Consider the following 16,902-nt stretch of genomic DNA (forward strand, 5'->3'; position numbering starts at 1 on the left):
CCCTACGCTACCGCTCTGCGAATAAAAAAGCCTTCGATACGATCTTTAAACATGTGTTCAAGCGCACCAGAGAAGAGAATCACCAAACCTTGGATCACAACAACGATCTCAGGTGTGATGGTCGGGATTTCAAATGCTAACTCAGCACCACCTTGATATAAGGCACCAAACAGAATCGCCGCTAACACAATGCCAATTGGATGATTACGTCCCATCAAAGACACAGCAATACCTGCAAAACCATAACCAGCGGTGAAGTTAAGTAAGAGGTTATGGTTGACCCCCATGATTTCGTTGATGCCAACAAAGCCAGCTAAACCACCTGAAATCAACATCGCCCAAATCGTCACTTTCGCTGTATCAATACCAGCATAACGAGCAGCAGTAGGGTTTGTTCCCAATGTTCGAAGTTGGTATCCCCAGCGCGTGTGCCAGATCAATCCCCACACAAACACACAACAGACTAAAGCGACTAAAAAGGCCATATTCAAAGGAGAGTCACCAATATCAATGCCCAATGGGGAAAGCAGTTCATGCAAATAAGGCAACCAAGCGTTTTCTTCAAACGTACGACTGTTTGGCGCCATTCTGCCGTCTTCTTTTAGCCAGTTCACAATAAGATAAACCATCAAAGAAGAAGCAATAAAATTGAACATGATGGTGGTAATAACAATGTGACTACCACGACGAGCCTGAAGGTAAGCTGGAATATAAGCCCATGCCGCCCCAAATACCGCTGCGCCAATGATCGCCAATGGCGCGATAACATACAGCGGCATAGTATGATCGAGCGCCAGACAGACTAACCCAACCCCTAAACCCCCAATGTACGCCTGACCTTCACCACCTATGTTGAACAAACCGCCTTTGAAAGCAACCGATACCGCCAGACCAGTGAAGATTAAATTCGTCGCATAATACAAGGTATAGCCAATCCCTTCGTCATAACCGAAAGCACCGTAAACCAAATACCCTGCCGCCTCTATAGGGTTCTCACCAATCGCAAGAATCACCAAACCAGAGACAATAAAAGCCAATAAAATGTTCAGAAAAGGAATCAGGGCAATGTTTACCCAAGCTGGCACTTTTGCGTCACTCATGCTGATGCTCCTTGCTCTTCCTTGTTGTAAGCATTCGCCATCATCAGACCAAGGGTTCGTTCATCCGCGTCTTTAGCGTCAAGTTCGCCAACGACTGCACCATCAAACATCACTAAGATGCGATCACTCAGTGCCATAATTTCATCCAATTCTACTGACACAAGCAAAATGGCTTTGCCTGAATCTCTAAGTTTAACAATCTGTTCATGTATGTTTTCGATCGCACCAATATCAACGCCTCGCGTTGGCTGGCCAATCAGTAATACGTCGGGGTTTTGCTCGACTTCGCGGGCAATAACGATTTTTTGCTGGTTACCACCTGAAAAGTTCGCGGTTTTAAGATGTGGATTGGGGGGACGTACATCCCAATCTGCCATACGAACATGGCACTCATCTAACATGGCTTTATGATTCATTAGAATCTTGCCGTTGTAGGCAGAGGAATTATGATAGCCAAGGATGGCCGCTTCATAGGCTTCAAAACCTGTTACCAAGCCCATTTTATGGCGATCTTCTGGCACATGGGCCATCTTTAGATCACGCATTTGCGCGGCATCTTTTGGCGCTTTAGCCGTAATAGTTTGACCAGCAAACTGAATTTCGCCTTCGCTCATCGGTGTGATTCCAGATAAGACATTGAGCAATTCACTCTGGCCATTACCCGACACACCGGCGATGCCTAGGATTTCACCCGCACGCAATTCCAAGCTAACTTCTTTCAGGCGTTTTACGCCTTGGCTATCAAACTGTGTCAAGTTCTTAGCCGAAAGGAAAACATCACTCGGTTGCGCTTCGTCTTTATTGACGGTTAAACGAACTTTTTTACCGACCATCAATTCAGCCAACTCTTCCGTGTTGGTGTGCTGAGTTTCTCGATGAGCCACCATCTCACCTTGACGCATAACAGATATGTTGTCCGTCGAGGCCATGATTTCACGCAGTTTGTGGGTAATTAACAGTACTGTGACACCCTGCTCTTTAAGGGATTTCAAAATACGGAATAAATGATCGGCCTCTTGAGGTGTTAATACCCCCGTTGGCTCGTCCAAAATCAAGATGCGAGCACCGCGATACAAAGCTTTTAAGATTTCCACACGTTGCTGTAAACCAACCGGAAGTTCTTCAACGATTGCGTCCACATCAATGTCCAAGCTGTACTCTTTGGCCAAGCGTTGAAGTTCAACCCGAGCCGCAGCCATGCCACCTTTTAATAAAGCACCACCTTCAGTACCTAAGACCACGTTCTCAAGTACACTAAAATTTTCCACCAACATAAAGTGCTGATGCACCATGCCGATGCCAGCATCAATCGCGTCTTGTGAACTACGAATATCAACTCGTTTGCCGTCTACTTCGATGAACCCTGTATCAGCTTCATAAAAGCCATAAATGATACTCATCAAAGTCGATTTTCCTGCACCGTTTTCACCAATAATGCCGTGAATGGTACCAGCCGGAACTTGTAAGCAAATGTCTTTGTTGGCCTGAACGGCCCCAAAGCGTTTGCTGATATCTCGCAATTCTATTGCGAATGGCACTGTATTATTCGTCATATCAAAAAGTTATTCGTCTGCTTAAATGGAACGCTTAGAGTCTGCCTCTAAAGCGAAAACACCTTAGGTGTTTTGTATTACAAGATCTCTCTTACGTTGAAAAGCGCACACTTACGTGTGTGTAAAGGGCTCGCATATGCAAAACTGGCTTTTCAAATTTCGATTCAACCGCATCCTAGCAATATGAATGAAATACTTTACACAAAAAAAACAGTTGCCCGCGCCTGCGAGCAACTGTTTTCTGTCATAACTTAGTAGTTACAAGTATTGTCTGACATGTAGTCATGAACCTGGATTTCACCGCTCACGATTTTGCTACGAATGTCTTGGACCTTAGCCTTCATGTCCGCTGTAATCAGGCCAGCGTTGTTATCATCAAGCGCCCAATCTACACCACCTTCAGCCAAACCTAATACCTTTACACCGGATTTCCAGCTACCATCAGCAGAGCTCTTATAAGTATCATAAGCCGCTAGATCAACTCGCTTAACCATAGACGTTAGCATAGTACCTGGTTGTAAATGGTTTTGGTTAGAGTCAACACCGATCGCCAATTTACCTTCGTCTTTCGCCGCTTGGTAAACACCGATACCCGTACCACCAGCTGCAGCGAATACGACATCAGCGCCTTTCGAGAACTGGCTCTTAGCAAGCTCAGAACCTTTGGTTGGGTCATTGAAAGCAGCGCCCGTTGAACCTGTCATGTTTTGCAATACTGTCGCACCAGACGTTACGTATTTTACGCCCTGCTCGTAACCACAGCCAAACTTACGGATAAGAGGAATATCCATGCCACCAACAAAACCGACAGCATCTGTTTTAGACGCCATGGCCGCCAATGCACCAACAAGGAAAGAGCCTTCATGCTCTTTAAAGACGATAGATTGAACGTTTGGCAGATCAATCACACTGTCGATGATGCTGAAATGAATTTCTGGGAAATCTTTTGCTACTTTTTCAACAGCAGAAGACATGTTGAAACCAACAGCAACGATTGGTGAATAACCACGTTTTGCAAGACGACGTAAACCCTGTTCTACCTGAGCTTCGTTCTTCGGCTCAAATTCACGAACTTGTACACCACTCTCAGACGTGTATTTTTTCACGCCATTGTAGACACCTTCGTTAAAAGACTTATCGAACTTACCGGCTTGGTCGTAAACCACCGCTGGATCAGCTGCTTGAGCCATGCTTGCAGAGATGGCCAACGCCGTTACTGACGCAATAAAGACACCTTTCATTCCTATTCCTCTTTTTATGTAATTAATCTAGACAAATCTAACCTTGCCTAACTGGTCAAAAATAAACCTATTAATAAAATACCGCAACGAAATATGCACATTTTAACCAAAGTTTTTGCGCAAAGTTCATAAGGTACCCAAAAAATTTCGCTTTGATTGACTAAATCAATCGATATATGAGCAATTCTTGTGCCGAAACTAAACAAAAGGTCAGGTTTGGCATTTTGCACAATACACTGTACTGCGTTGTGCCTGTCGAACCTCCGTCAAAACCTTTTGACACTGGGTACATGGCAGGCCAGCTCGACCATAAACCGCCAACTCTTGCTTAAAGTAACCAGGCTTACCGTCACCACCGACAAAATCTTTTAATGTGGTGCCGCCCTGCTTGATGGCATTGGCAAGCACTATTTTAATGCACTCAACCAATTTACGCATTCTAACTTTGGAAATATTTCCCGCCATTCTATTTGGGCGAATACCGGCCTTAAACAACGCTTCATTTGCGTATATGTTGCCCACCCCAACCACGACTTTACTGTCCATAATAAAAGTCTTGATGGGCATTTTACGTCCCTTAGCTTTGGCGTATAGATAGTCCACATTAAAGTCATCTGTTAAAGGCTCAGGACCAAGATGACGTAATAAATCATGAGTTTGCCAATCTTCGGTGGTCCACAAAATAGCACCGAAACGCCTTGGGTCGGTATAGCGTAACCAGTCACCATCACCCGCAAAACAAAAGTCCACATGATCATGAAACAAAGGTGGTGTATTGGCCGGCACAAAATACAAACTGCCTGACATGCCTAAATGAATGATCAAAGTACCTTTGGCGGTATGAATACCTATGTATTTTCCACGTCGTGATAAGTGAGTAATTTCTTGCCCCACCATTTCAGTGCGCAACTCTGGGGTAATCAACCAGCGTAATTGCGGCTGGCGAATATCCACTTGAACAAGTTTTCGCCCGACTAAATGCGCTTCAATGCCACGCAGTGTGGTTTCTACTTCCGGTAATTCAGGCATCTCTTACCTCAATAACAAGACTCATAAAATACTGACCAAGCGAACAAAGTATATCTACTAGATACAAAAAAACCGACTCACTGAGTCGGTCTTTTTGAAAAAGCCAAAAATTATTTAATTTTCGCTTCTTTGTACATTACGTGCTTACGTACTACAGGATCAAACTTTTTCATTTCTAGTTTGTCTGGAGTATTACGCTTGTTCTTGTCAGTTGTGTAAAAGTGACCAGTACCAGCGGAAGATACCATGCGAATTAGATCGCGAGCGCCTTTAGAAGCCATGATTCAGATCCTTATACTTTTTCGCCGTTGGCACGAATTTCAGCAAGAACTGTTTCGATACCTTTTTTATCAATAATACGCATACCTTTAGAAGAGACACGTAAACGGATGTAACGGTTTTCGCCTTCGACCCAAAAACGGTGCCAGTGAAGGTTTGGAAGAAAACGACGTTTAGTACGACGCTTTGAGTGAGAAACGTTGTTACCTGTAACAGGACGCTTCCCAGTAACTTGACATACGCGAGACATAATTAAATACCTTTTGCTATCCAGAAAATTATTGGAAGTGTGCTTCACTTCCTCAGGCGGAGCATGGTTCCGAATGAACCAAAAATATCCCGTACCGAGGAATAGCGGCGCGAATTCTCTCACAGCACCGCGTTTCAATCAAATCATTTGTCAAAAAATGATCAATTTCCAAACCATTTTTTCTGTCACCCCTTACAAAGTATTATGAAAAGTAGTGAGAATAAGCGACACCAGCTCATCATGTATGGCTTTTCTCGTTCTGTTTCCCACTTCATCACATAAAGGATCCCTTTCACCCACACTCTCTAGGAAAGCTTTCGCTCCAATTTTACACTCAGGCAAGAAGCTGAAATGAGTCGCCTTAGCAACATAATCTATTCGTCCATTCATTACAGTTTCGGACAAAACACTGGAAGCGACAGAAATAGGAACACTTGCTTTGCTACCAAGATTAATAAAATGCATAGGAATAGAAATGGCACGCAGGCTGTGAGAGTCAAAAGCTTGCGCGACAGCAGGATCAACCAATACAGCAGATTTAATACGGTGATCTAGATTTAACCGCTCAAATTTACGCTTATCAGTCATTCTGAGATCAAAAGGAGCCATCACGACCTGTTTGCCATCAACATAACCGACCCCGGAACGAAACCAATGGCAATCCGCCATACTAGGAAAGGTCTCACAATAGACAGCGTAGCTTTCCAGATTCGCACGCGCTCCGACCAAAGACATAACGGCCGCTCCGCCCAGCGAAAACCCTAATGCCCCAACGCGTTGAGAATCGACATGCTCACGACCATCCCATACATCAAGCATATAACTCACCAACAAGGAAAGATCATCAGTACGTTGCCACAACTTAGGCGTGTCTACCGGAGTTGAGTCTCCCGATGTGGTCCCCGGGTGATTGGGCGCAGCAACAATAAAACCCACTTTTACCAACTCAGTCGCAAGCCAAGCTAACGTATCGTTGTTAGCACCAGACCCATGAGACATAACAACCAAAGGATAGCGACCGGATGAAACGTTTGCTTCTAGAACAACTGGAACTTCCTTAAAAATTCGGCTGCGAGTAAGCACCGTCGGCTTCTCGGTACTCAGCGTTGGATACCAAACCTTGAAGGCAACCTTCTCCTTTCTTAGTTCAGAAAAAACACTCAAGCTTTGCATTCCGACACGAACGTCATCAGCGGCCTGAGCCAAACTGAATAACGTTGTTGAACAAAAAACACAAAAGCCTATCAATATTCGAATCATCACATTACCTCTAGTACGTTAAAAGATAATGTGACGATAAGAAGAAAAGTCTCGTCGTTCGTCCTATATCCTGTTTTAGGACGTACTCAATCGTCTTGCAGGACTCATACATATCCTCGTTCGGCCAAAGACAAAGGTTGGCCTTCACCAACAATAAAGTGATCTAACAACCTCACATCAATCAGTTCCAACGCCCTCTTTATACGATCAGTAATAGAAATATCTGCCTGGCTAGGTTCACATATTCCTGAAGGGTGATTATGAGCAATGATAATGGCAGCAGCATCATTAGTAAGAGCCGCTTTCACAACTTCTCTAGGGTAAACTGCAGCACTATCAATGGTTCCTTGAAACAGTTCTTGATAGCGGATAAGTCGATGCTGGCTGTCCAAAAAAAGCACCACAAAGCGCTCTCTGGATGAATGTCTTAGTTGACTTAATAGATAGGCTTTTACATTGTCGACGTTCGTAAAGACCGTTTCTCTGACGAGTTGCTCCTGAAGATAGCGGCGAGACATTTCCAATACAGCCTGAAGCTGAGTATATTTGGCATCCCCCAAACCAAATCCCTGACAAAATTCCTCTCGACTGGCCGACATTAAGGTACGTAAGCCACCAAAATGCTGTAACAATTGTCTTGCCAACGCCACAGCACTCAAGCCATGAGAGCCTGTACGAAGAAAAATCGCCAATAACTCAGCATCCGACAAGGCAGCAGAGCCTTGATGAATTAATTTTTCACGGGGGCGTTCTTGTTCTGGCCAGTGTTTAATACTCATGATCTACTCCTTGATCCATGATAATCTTGTTGTATTCGGCTTCCTGCCAACACAACTAACCATATAGATCACTGAACGACTTGAGAAGTTTTTTATGTCAAACCTAGCGGCAAAACGCATTCTATTAGGCATCACAGGTGGCATTGCCGCCTATAAAAGCATTGAGTTAATTCGCTTATTCACTAAGGCCGGCGCTGAAGTGCAAGTTGTCTTAACTGATGGTGCCAAAGCCTTTGTCACTGACATGACACTACAAGCCATATCTGGCAATCCTGTTCGCAGCACGCTGTTGGACCCAAGTGCCGAAGCCGGTATGGGGCATATTGAGCTCGCTAAGTGGGCCGATCTGATTGTCGTTGCTCCCGCCTCTGCTGATTTTATGGCACGCTACGCACAAGGCATGGCCAACGATCTTCTAAGCACCCTATGCTTGGCCACAGAATCCCCTGTTTTACTAGCGCCAGCAATGAACCAAGCCATGTGGCGACACCCAGCCACACAAGCCAATGCCAATACTCTCGCAGATCGTGGTGTTTTTTCTGTGGGACCAGCCGATGGCGCGCAAGCCTGTGGCGATGTAGGCCCAGGCCGCATGAGCGAACCCTCTGATATTTTCGCTTATGTTGAACAATACTTTCATCATAAGGTTGCGGATCAAGTTAATGGTACAAAAGACCTCACAGGACAAGATTGGGTCATTACCGCAGGACCAACCATGGAAGCCATTGACCCTGTTCGTTACATCAGCAATCACAGTTCAGGCAAAATGGGCTTCGCACTGGCTCAAGCCGCACAACTACGCGGAGCCAATGTGACGCTGATTTCAGGCCCAGTTAACCTTCCAGCACCAAACGGCGTTAACCTGATCACGATCAAAAGCGCCGACGACATGCTCGCCGCTTGCCAACAAGCCATGACCAACCAAGCCGATGTCTTTATTGGGGCCGCTGCCGTTGCCGACTTTAAAATGAAGGCCATTAATCATCAGAAGATGAAAAAGCAGTCTAATGCGGATGAAATGCAGCTCACTTTAGTCAAAAATCCAGACATTATTGCCACCCTGGCGAGCCAAAAAGGCGCAAAATATATCGTCGGCTTTGCTGCTGAAACTCAAGATGTCATACACTATGCAAAAGACAAACTGGCACGCAAAGGATTAGACATGATCATCGCCAACGATGTCTCTAGAACGGACATTGGCTTTAATCAAGATCAAAACCAAGTAACAGTGCTCACCAAGGAGCAAACTTGGTCTTCCGAGCTTGCAACGAAAAACCAGCTGGCCATCCAGCTAGTTGAACATATCCATACTCACTTCAAATCCACTTTATCTAAGTAAGAGAACCTCATGAAACAAGCCATTCAATTAAAAATCCTCAGCGACAAAATTGGCAACGAAATCCCGCTACCAACCTATGCTACCGAAGGCTCAGCGGGATTGGATTTAAGAGCCTGTTTAGACAAGGCCATTGAACTGGCGCCAGGCGAAACTACTCTATTACCAACGGGCCTGTCCATTTACATTCAGGATCCAAATCTAGCAGCCACAATTTTACCTCGTTCAGGTTTAGGTCATAAACACGGCATAGTATTAGGCAATCTAGTTGGCTTAATCGATTCAGACTACCAAGGCGAGCTAATGGTGTCTTGTTGGAACCGTGGCAACACAAGCTTCACTATTGAACCGGGTGAGCGAGTGGCCCAATTAGTGCTACTGCCTGTTGTACAAGCAGATTTTGACATCGTCACCGAATTTGAAGAAACCGAACGCGGCGCAGGTGGCTTTGGCCACACAGGCACAAAATAACAAACCGCATCCAAAGGGTGAGTTTTACTCACCCTTTTTCCTCACATAATCGCATTAATTCAACTATTTCTCGATGACTCATCGAAATTTACTTTCATAAGTCAGTAGTTGGTAATTTTCATACACTTTTCGGTAGTTAATCCGCTAAGTTCACGTTATTATTTCAACCCTAAGTGGTTGCTTACACTCGTTATCCGCCTTGTATGTCATCGTTTTACCATGGCGGCCTAATATTTTAATACTTGATGTCTATGTCTCTTTCCGTGCATTGAACATGATGACAGGCAACTTTTTCGTTTAGCGTAACAGGAGTAATTAAAACGTGGCTTTTTCTCGCGAATCTGCTTTAGATGTTGCTAAGGTCTTGAGTGAATCTCTACCTTATATTCAACGCTTTGCTGGTAAAACATTGGTCATTAAATACGGCGGTAACGCCATGACAGATGAAACACTACAGGCTGGATTTGCTCGAGACATCGTTTTAATGAAAGCCATCGGCATCAACCCCATTGTGGTACACGGTGGTGGTCCACAAATTGGTGACATGCTGGCGAAACTAAACATTGAATCTAAATTCATTAATGGCATGCGGGTGACCGACACGGCCACCATGGATGTAGTAGAAATGATTCTTGGCGGTCAGGTCAACAAAGAGATCGTTAACCTAATTTGTGAGGCCGGTGGTAAAGCCATTGGTATCACAGGCAAAGACAGCCGCTTCATCAAAGCGAAAAAACTTTTTGTAAAGCAACAGGTAGAAGGCGCAACTGCACCAGAACAAGTGGACATTGGTCATGTTGGCGAAGTCGCCAGTGTCGATACCGAGTTCCTTAAATGGTTTGAAAGCAGTGATTTGATCCCTGTCATTGCCCCTATTGGGGTAGACGAAGAAGGTCATGCCTACAACATCAATGCGGACTTAGTGGCCGGCAAGGTGGCGGAAGCCGTAGGGGCGGAAAAACTGATGTTGCTGACGAACATCTCAGGTGTTCAGGATAAACAAGGTAATGTCTTAACTGGGTTAAGCACAGCGCAAGTCGATGCCCTGATTGCTGATGGCACCATTTATGGTGGTATGCTACCAAAAATCAGTTGCGCTTTATCGGCCGTGAATGCAGGTGTGACCAGTGCGCACATTATTGATGGCCGAGTGCCTCATGCTACATTATTGGAAATCTTTACTGACACAGGTGTTGGCACATTAATCTCCAATACCAAAGCGGGTGTTCAATAAGCACTCGCGATATTAAAGATACTTGGACAATAGGTTATTACTGGGTACGAGACCATGAGCAATAAAAAAATCGATCGCCGCACTCAAATCTTGCAAGCGTTAGCACAAATGCTAGAAAGCAGCCCAGGTGCTCGCATCACAACGGCTGCACTTGCCAAACAAGTTGGCGTTTCAGAGGCCGCTCTGTATCGCCATTTTCCAAGTAAGGCGAAGATGTTTGAAGGCTTGATCGAGTTCATTGAAGAATCCCTTTTTTCTCGTATCAATCGTATTATTCAAGAAGAAACTGACGTTGTATCTCGTATTGAAATGATGATGACGCTGATCCTCGGATTTGCTCAACAAAACCCAGGCATGTGTCGATTGCTCACAGCGGACGCTTTGTCAGGTGAGACGGAACGCCTAAGAGTGCGTATTGCACAGCTATTTGATCGCATCGAAACACAGCTGAAACAAGTCATTCGAGAAGCGGATTTAAAACAAGGTTTGCGATCTAAAATGGGCGTGGCACCAACGGCGGATTTTTTGCTGGCGGTGATCGAAGGCAAAGTTCGTCATTATGTTCGCAGTGAGTTCAAAACTAAGCCGATGGAAGCTTGGAAGGAACAGTGGCCTATATTGGCACAAAACTTGATGCAGAACCGCTAAGACTCAGCCATGCCGAGCCTTAGCGCAGCCATTAGATACCGTATTGGTCTCGGTAAGCTTTTACCGCATCCAAATGCTGGGCAAATTCAGGTGAGTCTTGCTCAGCCAGATAGGTCATGATGTCGTTGAGTGACACTATGCTGATGACAGGCATACCGAAGTCACGCTCAACTTCTTGAATAGCAGATAATTCGCCCTGGCCTCGTTCTTGACGATCCAGTGCGATAAGCACACCAGCAGGCAATGCGTTCGCTTGTTGAATGATGGCCATGACTTCGCGGATGGCCGTTCCTGCGGTAATTACGTCATCAATGATCATGACGCGACCAGCAAGAGCGGCACCGACTAAAGAGCCACCTTCACCGTGAGTTTTTGCTTCTTTGCGGTTGAATACGTATGGTGTATCTAGATCATGATGATCGTATAAGGCAACGGCGGTAGTGGTTGCCAATGGAATGCCCTTGTAAGCAGGGCCAAATAGAACATCAAATGGAACATTTGCTTCCATGAGAGAGGCCGCGTAGAAACGACCTAACTTTGCTAATGCTTGGCCTGAACTAAATAAGCCTGCATTAAAAAAGTAAGGGCTTACACGGCCTGATTTAAGTGTAAATTCGCCAAAGCGCAAAACGTTTTGCTCAATAGCGAATTTAATAAAGTCTCTTTGGTAAGGTTTCATACCGACTCCAGAAAGATAAAAATTCACAACACAGCGTCACCGAGATGGTATAAAAAGCCATGCTAACTTAGGATAGGCGCTAATATAACACACGGCTAGGAATTGTAGGGACCAGAAATGAAGGTCATCAGCCTTAATGTAAACGGTATAAAACAAGCAGCCGATCGCGGCTTTTTTGAATGGATGGTTCGTCAGAACCCAGATGTTGTGTGTCTACAAGACATACAGGTCGATGAACGCAGCCTAAATGACAGCGTTTTCTTTCCACCTGAATACAACACGTATTTCTTTGATTCGATGGAAAACCCTGATCAAGCGGGCGTTGCCATCTATTGTAAGAGCATGCCAAAGGCCATTATGACTGGCATGGGTTTCCCTGAATGTGACTTTGAAGGTCGCTTCATTCAAGCGGATTTTGACAAGGTCAGTATTGGTGCTTTTTTAACACCACATGGATCGAATCATGAAGAAACCCTACAAGAGCATAAATATCGCTTTATGGAAGGCTTTAAGAACCATTTGATTAAAACCCGCCGTAAGCGCCGCGAATTTATTTTTTGCGGCACCGCGAATGTGGCTCGCTCTCCGATCGACGTCAGTAGCTGGTTTGTGAATCAGCGAAATTCTGGTTTCTTACCAGAAGAGCGCAAATGGATTAATGAAATCTTCAACGAGCTGGAATACATCGATGCTTTCCGTCAGGTAAATAAGCAAGATAAACAATACACTTGGTGGCCTGACTACGAGCGCGCTTGGAAATTGGACGAAGGTGGTCGTTTGGATTATCAAATCGCCACACCAGGCCTGAAAAACTTGATCCAAGGTGGCACAATCTACAAAGGTCAGCGTTTCTCTGACCATGCGCCATTGATTATGGAATACAACTTAGACTAAATGTTTAAGTGGTCACAAAAAAACCGCTGAATGCATCTGACATCCAGCGGTTTTTTTAATGATAATAGCCGAGAGAAAACCTAGTCTTCCATTAGCGGCTTATGCTTCACCTTTAGCTTCAATTGGTGAATCTCACCTGGCGCAATCACATAAGCGTCTGACAAGGCATTACCGGCTTCAACACAAACAAAGCGACAATAATCCTCTTTGTCCATATCGGCACGTTTCTTTGCCAACTTGCCACCCGGATTCCACAATACTGTACTGCCACTGCCTTCCGTTTGAATAATCAAGCGACGCTGCATATCAGGGTCATGAATCTCACATTCTTCTGGCGATGACACATACACTCGATCCATATGATTGCAAGGTGTCACTACGCCTTGCTGCTGATATTCACGACCTTCATCAAATTTATCAACATACGTAACTTGATCCAAGCCATGTACTTGCGCGGTTTTATTATCAGCCACATGGAAATAAGTATGTAAGGCTTCACTCACTGGCATTGGCTTATCGGATAGATTCGCAGCGGTAAAATTAATGCGAAAACCCTTGCTGGAGAAACGAAACACTTGCCGCAATTCAAAGGCATAAGGCCACATTTCTTCAATCAACGGATGGTCTTCCGAGGCTAGACGAATCACAATTTTCACATCGCCATTTTTAAAGCGCCCAGCTTCAATAAACTCCCAACGAAAATAACGTGCCAATCCGTGTGCGGGAAAATCTTCTTGCTCTTCATTGGCACCAAACCAAGGCCAGCATACAGGCACACCAAAATGGCGACGCCCAAAACGGCCTTCACCACCTTTGTTCTCCGATTGAAAAAGGAGATCAGGTTGACCAGACGGTGTAAAGCTCACCAGATGCCCACCCCATAGAGCAATGACGGCGCTAAAGCCAGGTTGATCTATGATAATTTCATCACATTTTTTTAAGCTTGCGGGGCGTATTTCCCCCCCCAGCTCTTCCAACTCTTTCATCAGTTGGCCATTCATTTATCACCCCAGTTACTATTTCTCATACGCACATAGTAACCCCACAAATGACGATTACAATAGTTTGTGTTTATACCGAAAATTCGAAGGCAAAAATTCTCCCAAAAGGAATGAAATAATGCTCAACCTAAAAGGTCTTTTAGGCCATAAAACACAAGAAGAATAAGTGTCCGAAAGGGTCTGATTTACAAGCATAAAAAAGCCACCCTGAGGTGGCTTTTTTCATTAGGTTTTTGTTGTGCCTTGGCGAATGGCATCAAAGGCCATCTTGTTGGTTGCCACATCAGTGACATCATACACCACCAAACACACTTGATTAATGGAGCCATCAGGACCAGAAATAGGACGTATTGCGATGTTTTGATACATGTAATCGGCAATACTGGTGAGTGGTCGATAGCATGTAAACTTGAACAAATGAGATCGCTGTTCCCAAGAAATGTAGATGGGTGTTTTCAAGCTAAACACATTGTCCAATTTTTGCTGCAACCAGTTTTGATCAAGGTCAGGAAATACACTGAATAAAGACTGCTGCTTAGCAATTGAAGAGCTCACACCACTGTGATTCTCCATAAAGCTGTTCCACAACTGCACTTTATATTGTCGATCCAACACCACCAGCCCCACATCAATGTGGTGCAATAGGTCAAACATCCAATGAAAATCGGCTAAGCCATCAGATTGCATACTCATTCGTCCTCCGCCAGAAATGACAACAAGTGCTCTAATGTCGGTACCGAATCTTCTGTGAACAATAACATCAAATCACAATTGATCTGGTAATTCTCCACTTCATAAACAATTTCGACCGCTAATGTGCGTTTCCAAGAAGCTTTTTTCACATTAATTAAATCCGCGATTTTGACATGCTGACCAAGTAACGTTGGATGACCATGGCTGAAATCAATATTCAATTGCTTACCAACCGCGGTCATAAAAGGCCCTACGAGCACAGAGGACACATCCATTAAGAGTTCTGTTTCATGTTCTCGAGAACTCACATCCGTCATCCCCAACAAGGTCGCCATGTCTGGAAAACTGGAGTCGTTAAAAATCAGCAAAGCCTCAAAGGCAATACCGGATCCCACGAACCCTTGGGACACCGCGGAACAGCTATCCTCTTTAACACTGTACTCCAGTGCCATTTGCAGCTCGCCCACTTCTAGGATGTTGACTCTCGGTACCGGCAACTTAATAAAGACATTGAGCATTTCCGCCAACACACTCGCAGCACGCCCCATGGCAATATTAGAGACTTCTTGCAAGGTTTCTTGCAACGTAAAGCTTTCCGCCGCAGTAGCCACATCATTAGGCGTCACACTCGCTTGAGCATTTGGCGAGAATACCCCTAGCTCCAACAACAATGTACGGATGTCCTCTGTCGCCGCTGGTTTTTTATGGAACGCCGCCGCACCCATTGCTTTCACACGCTCAATGGCTTTGGGCTGTACGTCACCAGACACCACAATTACAACAGGTGCTTGAGAGAAACCTTGAAGGGCTTCAAGGGTTTCATAGCCATCTTTTATTGGCATATTCAGATCTAAGAATAAGACATCAAACGCATTCGCTGCTATTTGCTCCAGCGCATCTTGACCATTCTCAGCAAATTCAATTTCGACATTCCAGTCATTTGGCAAAACCTTTGCCAATTGCTTCCTTGCCATTTTTGAATCATCACATATCAGTACTCTTGTACCCATGACAGTTCTCTTATTATCTAGTACCGCTACTATGACAGCTAAGGTGATGTTTCGAGAAACACAAAAGTGTTACGTCTCGTAATTTTTTTTATCCCACTCCAACCAACGTATATTCTATGCTTGTTCATATTTAAAGCATTCCTACTATAAAGTAGCACAAGTTCTCAAAAATCGCTGTTATACAAGAGACAACAAGGCCTTAGCCACCAGTCTTTCATCGTACTTTTCAGGTTTATGAGTGATCAGAGGCGTTTTAATCACCGCCACATTGAGCCGGGTCAGTTTATCAAAATCCAATTCACCATAATTATAACGATCATCAAGCAATATGTAATCCAATGCTGAATAATTCGCATGCTCAGGCACATCTTTTATGATGGCAGCGATTAAGCGCTCGACTCGTTCCGTTAAAGATAAACCTAACTGTTCTGGGTCCGTTCCTAAATTCGGCACATAGACCTTTGGATTAGGATTTTGACAAATGGCTTGCCCCACACCCTGCGGCGCCAAATTGGCCAACAAGCTACTGTAAAAGCTGCCTGGTGGGTAACAAATCAAGTCCGCCGTTTCGATAGCGTCTTTTCGATCGTCAGCAATCGGACGGTTAGTTGGTTGTGGTTGGGTTAACCCCTTATTGAGCCACATGCGTTTAATCGGACTGGCAAGCGCTGAAGTTTCTTTGCCTGTAATATTATGTTGTCCTAATACCACATCGCCATTTTCCAGCTCAACACCCAAATGCAGATCCGCATCCAGTGTGGTTTTTACTTCTCCAAGCGCCTTGATCAGACGAGAAAACAAGAACACGATCGGGTCAAGCTGGTGCTGGTTATTTAAAAAGCCTCCCGCCATAATCAGATTGCCAATGCTTGCTCCGCGTAAATCAAACCCTTCATCTATTTCAGTCTGGGTCACCGCCAACTGGGTTTGAATCAAGGCCTTCATCGGGTTCGGTATATTGGTGATTAACTCGTGCTCACCTTTAACCAAAGCATCCAATTGCGCACTTAGTTCAGACATGGATTCTGTACTGCTTAAACGATGAGTGAACAAAGCGTACACTTCAGGCTGGCCCAAAACAGTTTCATCCGCCAGCGCCATTAAGCGACTTCGCAAATCGCCCACGGCAGGAATATCAAATGCGGCTCGTAACCTAGCGGAACTACCACCAGAATCAAACGGAGTCACCAAATGTATGGAATGATGGGTATATTCTTTAAACACACGACTGATTTTATTTAGTGCTGAGCCACCACTAAAAAACAGCACCTTTGGCCCTTGCTCAGGCAAACTCTGATAACGATGCACACGAACAAGATCTGGCATTACCATGCGTCGCCAGATACGTAAAGCATTCGCCATATTAACCACTCCGTCTATATTGACTCTTGATCCTACAGAAAACGAAAAAGCGTTTTAAAATATATTCTCTTAACTGACAATGT

The 16,902-nt window shown here is 44.7% G+C and carries 18 protein-coding genes; 5 read left to right on the top strand and 13 right to left on the bottom strand.

Features of this window, described 5'->3' with window-relative positions:
- Window positions 1–2 precede the first annotated feature (2 nt).
- The 8 genes from MAR181_RS15395 to radC form a co-directional block, all read right to left on the bottom strand.
- Window positions 3–1,100, bottom strand: coding sequence for an ABC transporter permease (locus MAR181_RS15395; protein ID WP_013797525.1), 1,098 nt, complete (start codon window positions 1,098–1,100; stop codon window positions 3–5).
- Window positions 1,097–2,653 (bottom strand): ABC transporter ATP-binding protein, encoded by a 1,557-nt coding sequence (locus tag MAR181_RS15400; RefSeq protein WP_013797526.1) that lies wholly within the window; start codon window positions 2,651–2,653, stop codon window positions 1,097–1,099. Before MAR181_RS15400 ends, MAR181_RS15395 begins: the two co-directional genes overlap by 4 nt.
- A 251-nt stretch (window positions 2,654–2,904) precedes the next feature.
- Window positions 2,905–3,894, bottom strand: a complete 990-nt coding sequence (locus MAR181_RS15405; protein ID WP_013797527.1) for a BMP family lipoprotein — start codon at window positions 3,892–3,894, stop codon at window positions 2,905–2,907.
- A 210-nt stretch (window positions 3,895–4,104) separates the two neighbouring features.
- Complete coding sequence (gene mutM / locus MAR181_RS15410) at window positions 4,105–4,923, bottom strand: bifunctional DNA-formamidopyrimidine glycosylase/DNA-(apurinic or apyrimidinic site) lyase (RefSeq protein ID WP_013797528.1); 819 nt, start codon at window positions 4,921–4,923, stop codon at window positions 4,105–4,107.
- Window positions 4,924–5,033: 110 nt separating this feature from the next.
- Window positions 5,034–5,204, bottom strand: a complete 171-nt coding sequence (rpmG, locus tag MAR181_RS15415) for a 50S ribosomal protein L33 (RefSeq protein ID WP_011978459.1) — start codon at window positions 5,202–5,204, stop codon at window positions 5,034–5,036.
- An 11-nt stretch (window positions 5,205–5,215) separates the two neighbouring features.
- Complete coding sequence (gene rpmB / locus MAR181_RS15420; RefSeq protein ID WP_013797529.1) at window positions 5,216–5,452, bottom strand: 50S ribosomal protein L28; 237 nt, start codon at window positions 5,450–5,452, stop codon at window positions 5,216–5,218.
- A gap of 192 nt (window positions 5,453–5,644) precedes the next feature.
- Window positions 5,645–6,712 (bottom strand): alpha/beta hydrolase family protein, encoded by a 1,068-nt coding sequence (locus MAR181_RS15425; RefSeq protein ID WP_013797530.1) that lies wholly within the window; start codon window positions 6,710–6,712, stop codon window positions 5,645–5,647.
- A gap of 104 nt (window positions 6,713–6,816) precedes the next feature.
- On the bottom strand, window positions 6,817–7,491 hold the full coding sequence (gene radC, locus MAR181_RS15430) for a RadC family protein (RefSeq protein ID WP_013797531.1): 675 nt from the start codon (window positions 7,489–7,491) through the stop codon (window positions 6,817–6,819).
- A gap of 94 nt (window positions 7,492–7,585) precedes the next feature.
- On the opposite strand from radC, the gene coaBC reads away from it, so the two are divergent.
- From coaBC to slmA, 4 genes are all read left to right on the top strand, one after another.
- On the top strand, window positions 7,586–8,830 hold the full coding sequence (gene coaBC, locus MAR181_RS15435; protein WP_013797532.1) for a bifunctional phosphopantothenoylcysteine decarboxylase/phosphopantothenate--cysteine ligase CoaBC: 1,245 nt from the start codon (window positions 7,586–7,588) through the stop codon (window positions 8,828–8,830).
- Window positions 8,831–8,839: 9 nt separating this feature from the next.
- Window positions 8,840–9,298, top strand: a complete 459-nt coding sequence (dut, locus tag MAR181_RS15440; protein WP_013797533.1) for a dUTP diphosphatase — start codon at window positions 8,840–8,842, stop codon at window positions 9,296–9,298.
- Between the two features lie 322 nt (window positions 9,299–9,620).
- On the top strand, window positions 9,621–10,532 hold the full coding sequence (gene argB / locus MAR181_RS15445; protein WP_013797534.1) for an acetylglutamate kinase: 912 nt from the start codon (window positions 9,621–9,623) through the stop codon (window positions 10,530–10,532).
- A gap of 54 nt (window positions 10,533–10,586) precedes the next feature.
- Entirely contained in the window at window positions 10,587–11,180 is a 594-nt protein-coding gene (gene slmA / locus MAR181_RS15450; RefSeq protein ID WP_013797535.1) for a nucleoid occlusion factor SlmA, read from the top strand.
- 31 nt (window positions 11,181–11,211) lie between these two features.
- Here slmA and pyrE read toward each other — a convergent pair whose 3' ends face one another.
- A complete protein-coding gene (gene pyrE / locus MAR181_RS15455) occupies window positions 11,212–11,859 on the bottom strand; it encodes an orotate phosphoribosyltransferase (RefSeq protein WP_013797536.1) in 648 nt (215 codons plus the stop codon).
- Between the two features lie 117 nt (window positions 11,860–11,976).
- On the opposite strand from pyrE, the gene MAR181_RS15460 reads away from it, so the two are divergent.
- Complete coding sequence (locus MAR181_RS15460; RefSeq protein ID WP_013797537.1) at window positions 11,977–12,753, top strand: exodeoxyribonuclease III; 777 nt, start codon at window positions 11,977–11,979, stop codon at window positions 12,751–12,753.
- Between the two features lie 80 nt (window positions 12,754–12,833).
- Here MAR181_RS15460 and MAR181_RS15465 read toward each other — a convergent pair whose 3' ends face one another.
- From MAR181_RS15465 to MAR181_RS15480, 4 genes are all read right to left on the bottom strand, one after another.
- Complete coding sequence (locus tag MAR181_RS15465) at window positions 12,834–13,754, bottom strand: D-hexose-6-phosphate mutarotase (protein ID WP_013797538.1); 921 nt, start codon at window positions 13,752–13,754, stop codon at window positions 12,834–12,836.
- 225 nt (window positions 13,755–13,979) lie between these two features.
- On the bottom strand, window positions 13,980–14,447 hold the full coding sequence (locus tag MAR181_RS15470; RefSeq protein WP_013797539.1) for a PAS domain-containing protein: 468 nt from the start codon (window positions 14,445–14,447) through the stop codon (window positions 13,980–13,982).
- Window positions 14,444–15,457, bottom strand: coding sequence for a response regulator (locus MAR181_RS15475; protein ID WP_013797540.1), 1,014 nt, complete (start codon window positions 15,455–15,457; stop codon window positions 14,444–14,446). The genes MAR181_RS15470 and MAR181_RS15475 overlap by 4 nt, the downstream gene beginning before the upstream one ends.
- Before the next feature lie 177 nt (window positions 15,458–15,634).
- Entirely contained in the window at window positions 15,635–16,819 is a 1,185-nt protein-coding gene (locus tag MAR181_RS15480; RefSeq protein ID WP_013797541.1) for a GAK system CofD-like protein, read from the bottom strand.
- Window positions 16,820–16,902 lie beyond the last annotated feature (83 nt).

This window comes from Marinomonas posidonica IVIA-Po-181 (assembly GCF_000214215.1).
Lineage (GTDB): Bacteria > Pseudomonadota > Gammaproteobacteria > Pseudomonadales > Marinomonadaceae > Marinomonas > Marinomonas posidonica.

Bases quoted from the DNA above. Each gene is read 5' to 3' on its own strand.
- MAR181_RS15395 (WP_013797525.1), bottom strand. From the start codon at position 1,100: ATGAGTGACGCAAAAGTGCCAGCTTGGGTAAACATTGCCCTGATTCCT.
- MAR181_RS15400 (WP_013797526.1), bottom strand. From the start codon at position 2,653: ATGACGAATAATACAGTGCCATTCGCAATAGAATTGCGAGATATCAGC.
- MAR181_RS15405 (WP_013797527.1), bottom strand. From the start codon at position 3,894: ATGAAAGGTGTCTTTATTGCGTCAGTAACGGCGTTGGCCATCTCTGCA.
- mutM (WP_013797528.1), bottom strand. From the start codon at position 4,923: ATGCCTGAATTACCGGAAGTAGAAACCACACTGCGTGGCATTGAAGCG.
- rpmG (WP_011978459.1), bottom strand. From the start codon at position 5,204: ATGGCTTCTAAAGGCGCTCGCGATCTAATTCGCATGGTATCTTCCGCT.
- rpmB (WP_013797529.1), bottom strand. From the start codon at position 5,452: ATGTCTCGCGTATGTCAAGTTACTGGGAAGCGTCCTGTTACAGGTAAC.
- MAR181_RS15425 (WP_013797530.1), bottom strand. From the start codon at position 6,712: ATGATTCGAATATTGATAGGCTTTTGTGTTTTTTGTTCAACAACGTTA.
- radC (WP_013797531.1), bottom strand. From the start codon at position 7,491: ATGAGTATTAAACACTGGCCAGAACAAGAACGCCCCCGTGAAAAATTA.
- coaBC (WP_013797532.1), top strand. From the start codon at position 7,586: ATGTCAAACCTAGCGGCAAAACGCATTCTATTAGGCATCACAGGTGGC.
- dut (WP_013797533.1), top strand. From the start codon at position 8,840: ATGAAACAAGCCATTCAATTAAAAATCCTCAGCGACAAAATTGGCAAC.
- slmA (WP_013797535.1), top strand. From the start codon at position 10,587: ATGAGCAATAAAAAAATCGATCGCCGCACTCAAATCTTGCAAGCGTTA.
- pyrE (WP_013797536.1), bottom strand. From the start codon at position 11,859: ATGAAACCTTACCAAAGAGACTTTATTAAATTCGCTATTGAGCAAAAC.
- MAR181_RS15460 (WP_013797537.1), top strand. From the start codon at position 11,977: ATGAAGGTCATCAGCCTTAATGTAAACGGTATAAAACAAGCAGCCGAT.
- MAR181_RS15465 (WP_013797538.1), bottom strand. From the start codon at position 13,754: ATGAATGGCCAACTGATGAAAGAGTTGGAAGAGCTGGGGGGGGAAATA.
- MAR181_RS15470 (WP_013797539.1), bottom strand. From the start codon at position 14,447: ATGAGTATGCAATCTGATGGCTTAGCCGATTTTCATTGGATGTTTGAC.
- MAR181_RS15475 (WP_013797540.1), bottom strand. From the start codon at position 15,457: ATGGGTACAAGAGTACTGATATGTGATGATTCAAAAATGGCAAGGAAG.
- MAR181_RS15480 (WP_013797541.1), bottom strand. From the start codon at position 16,819: ATGGCGAATGCTTTACGTATCTGGCGACGCATGGTAATGCCAGATCTT.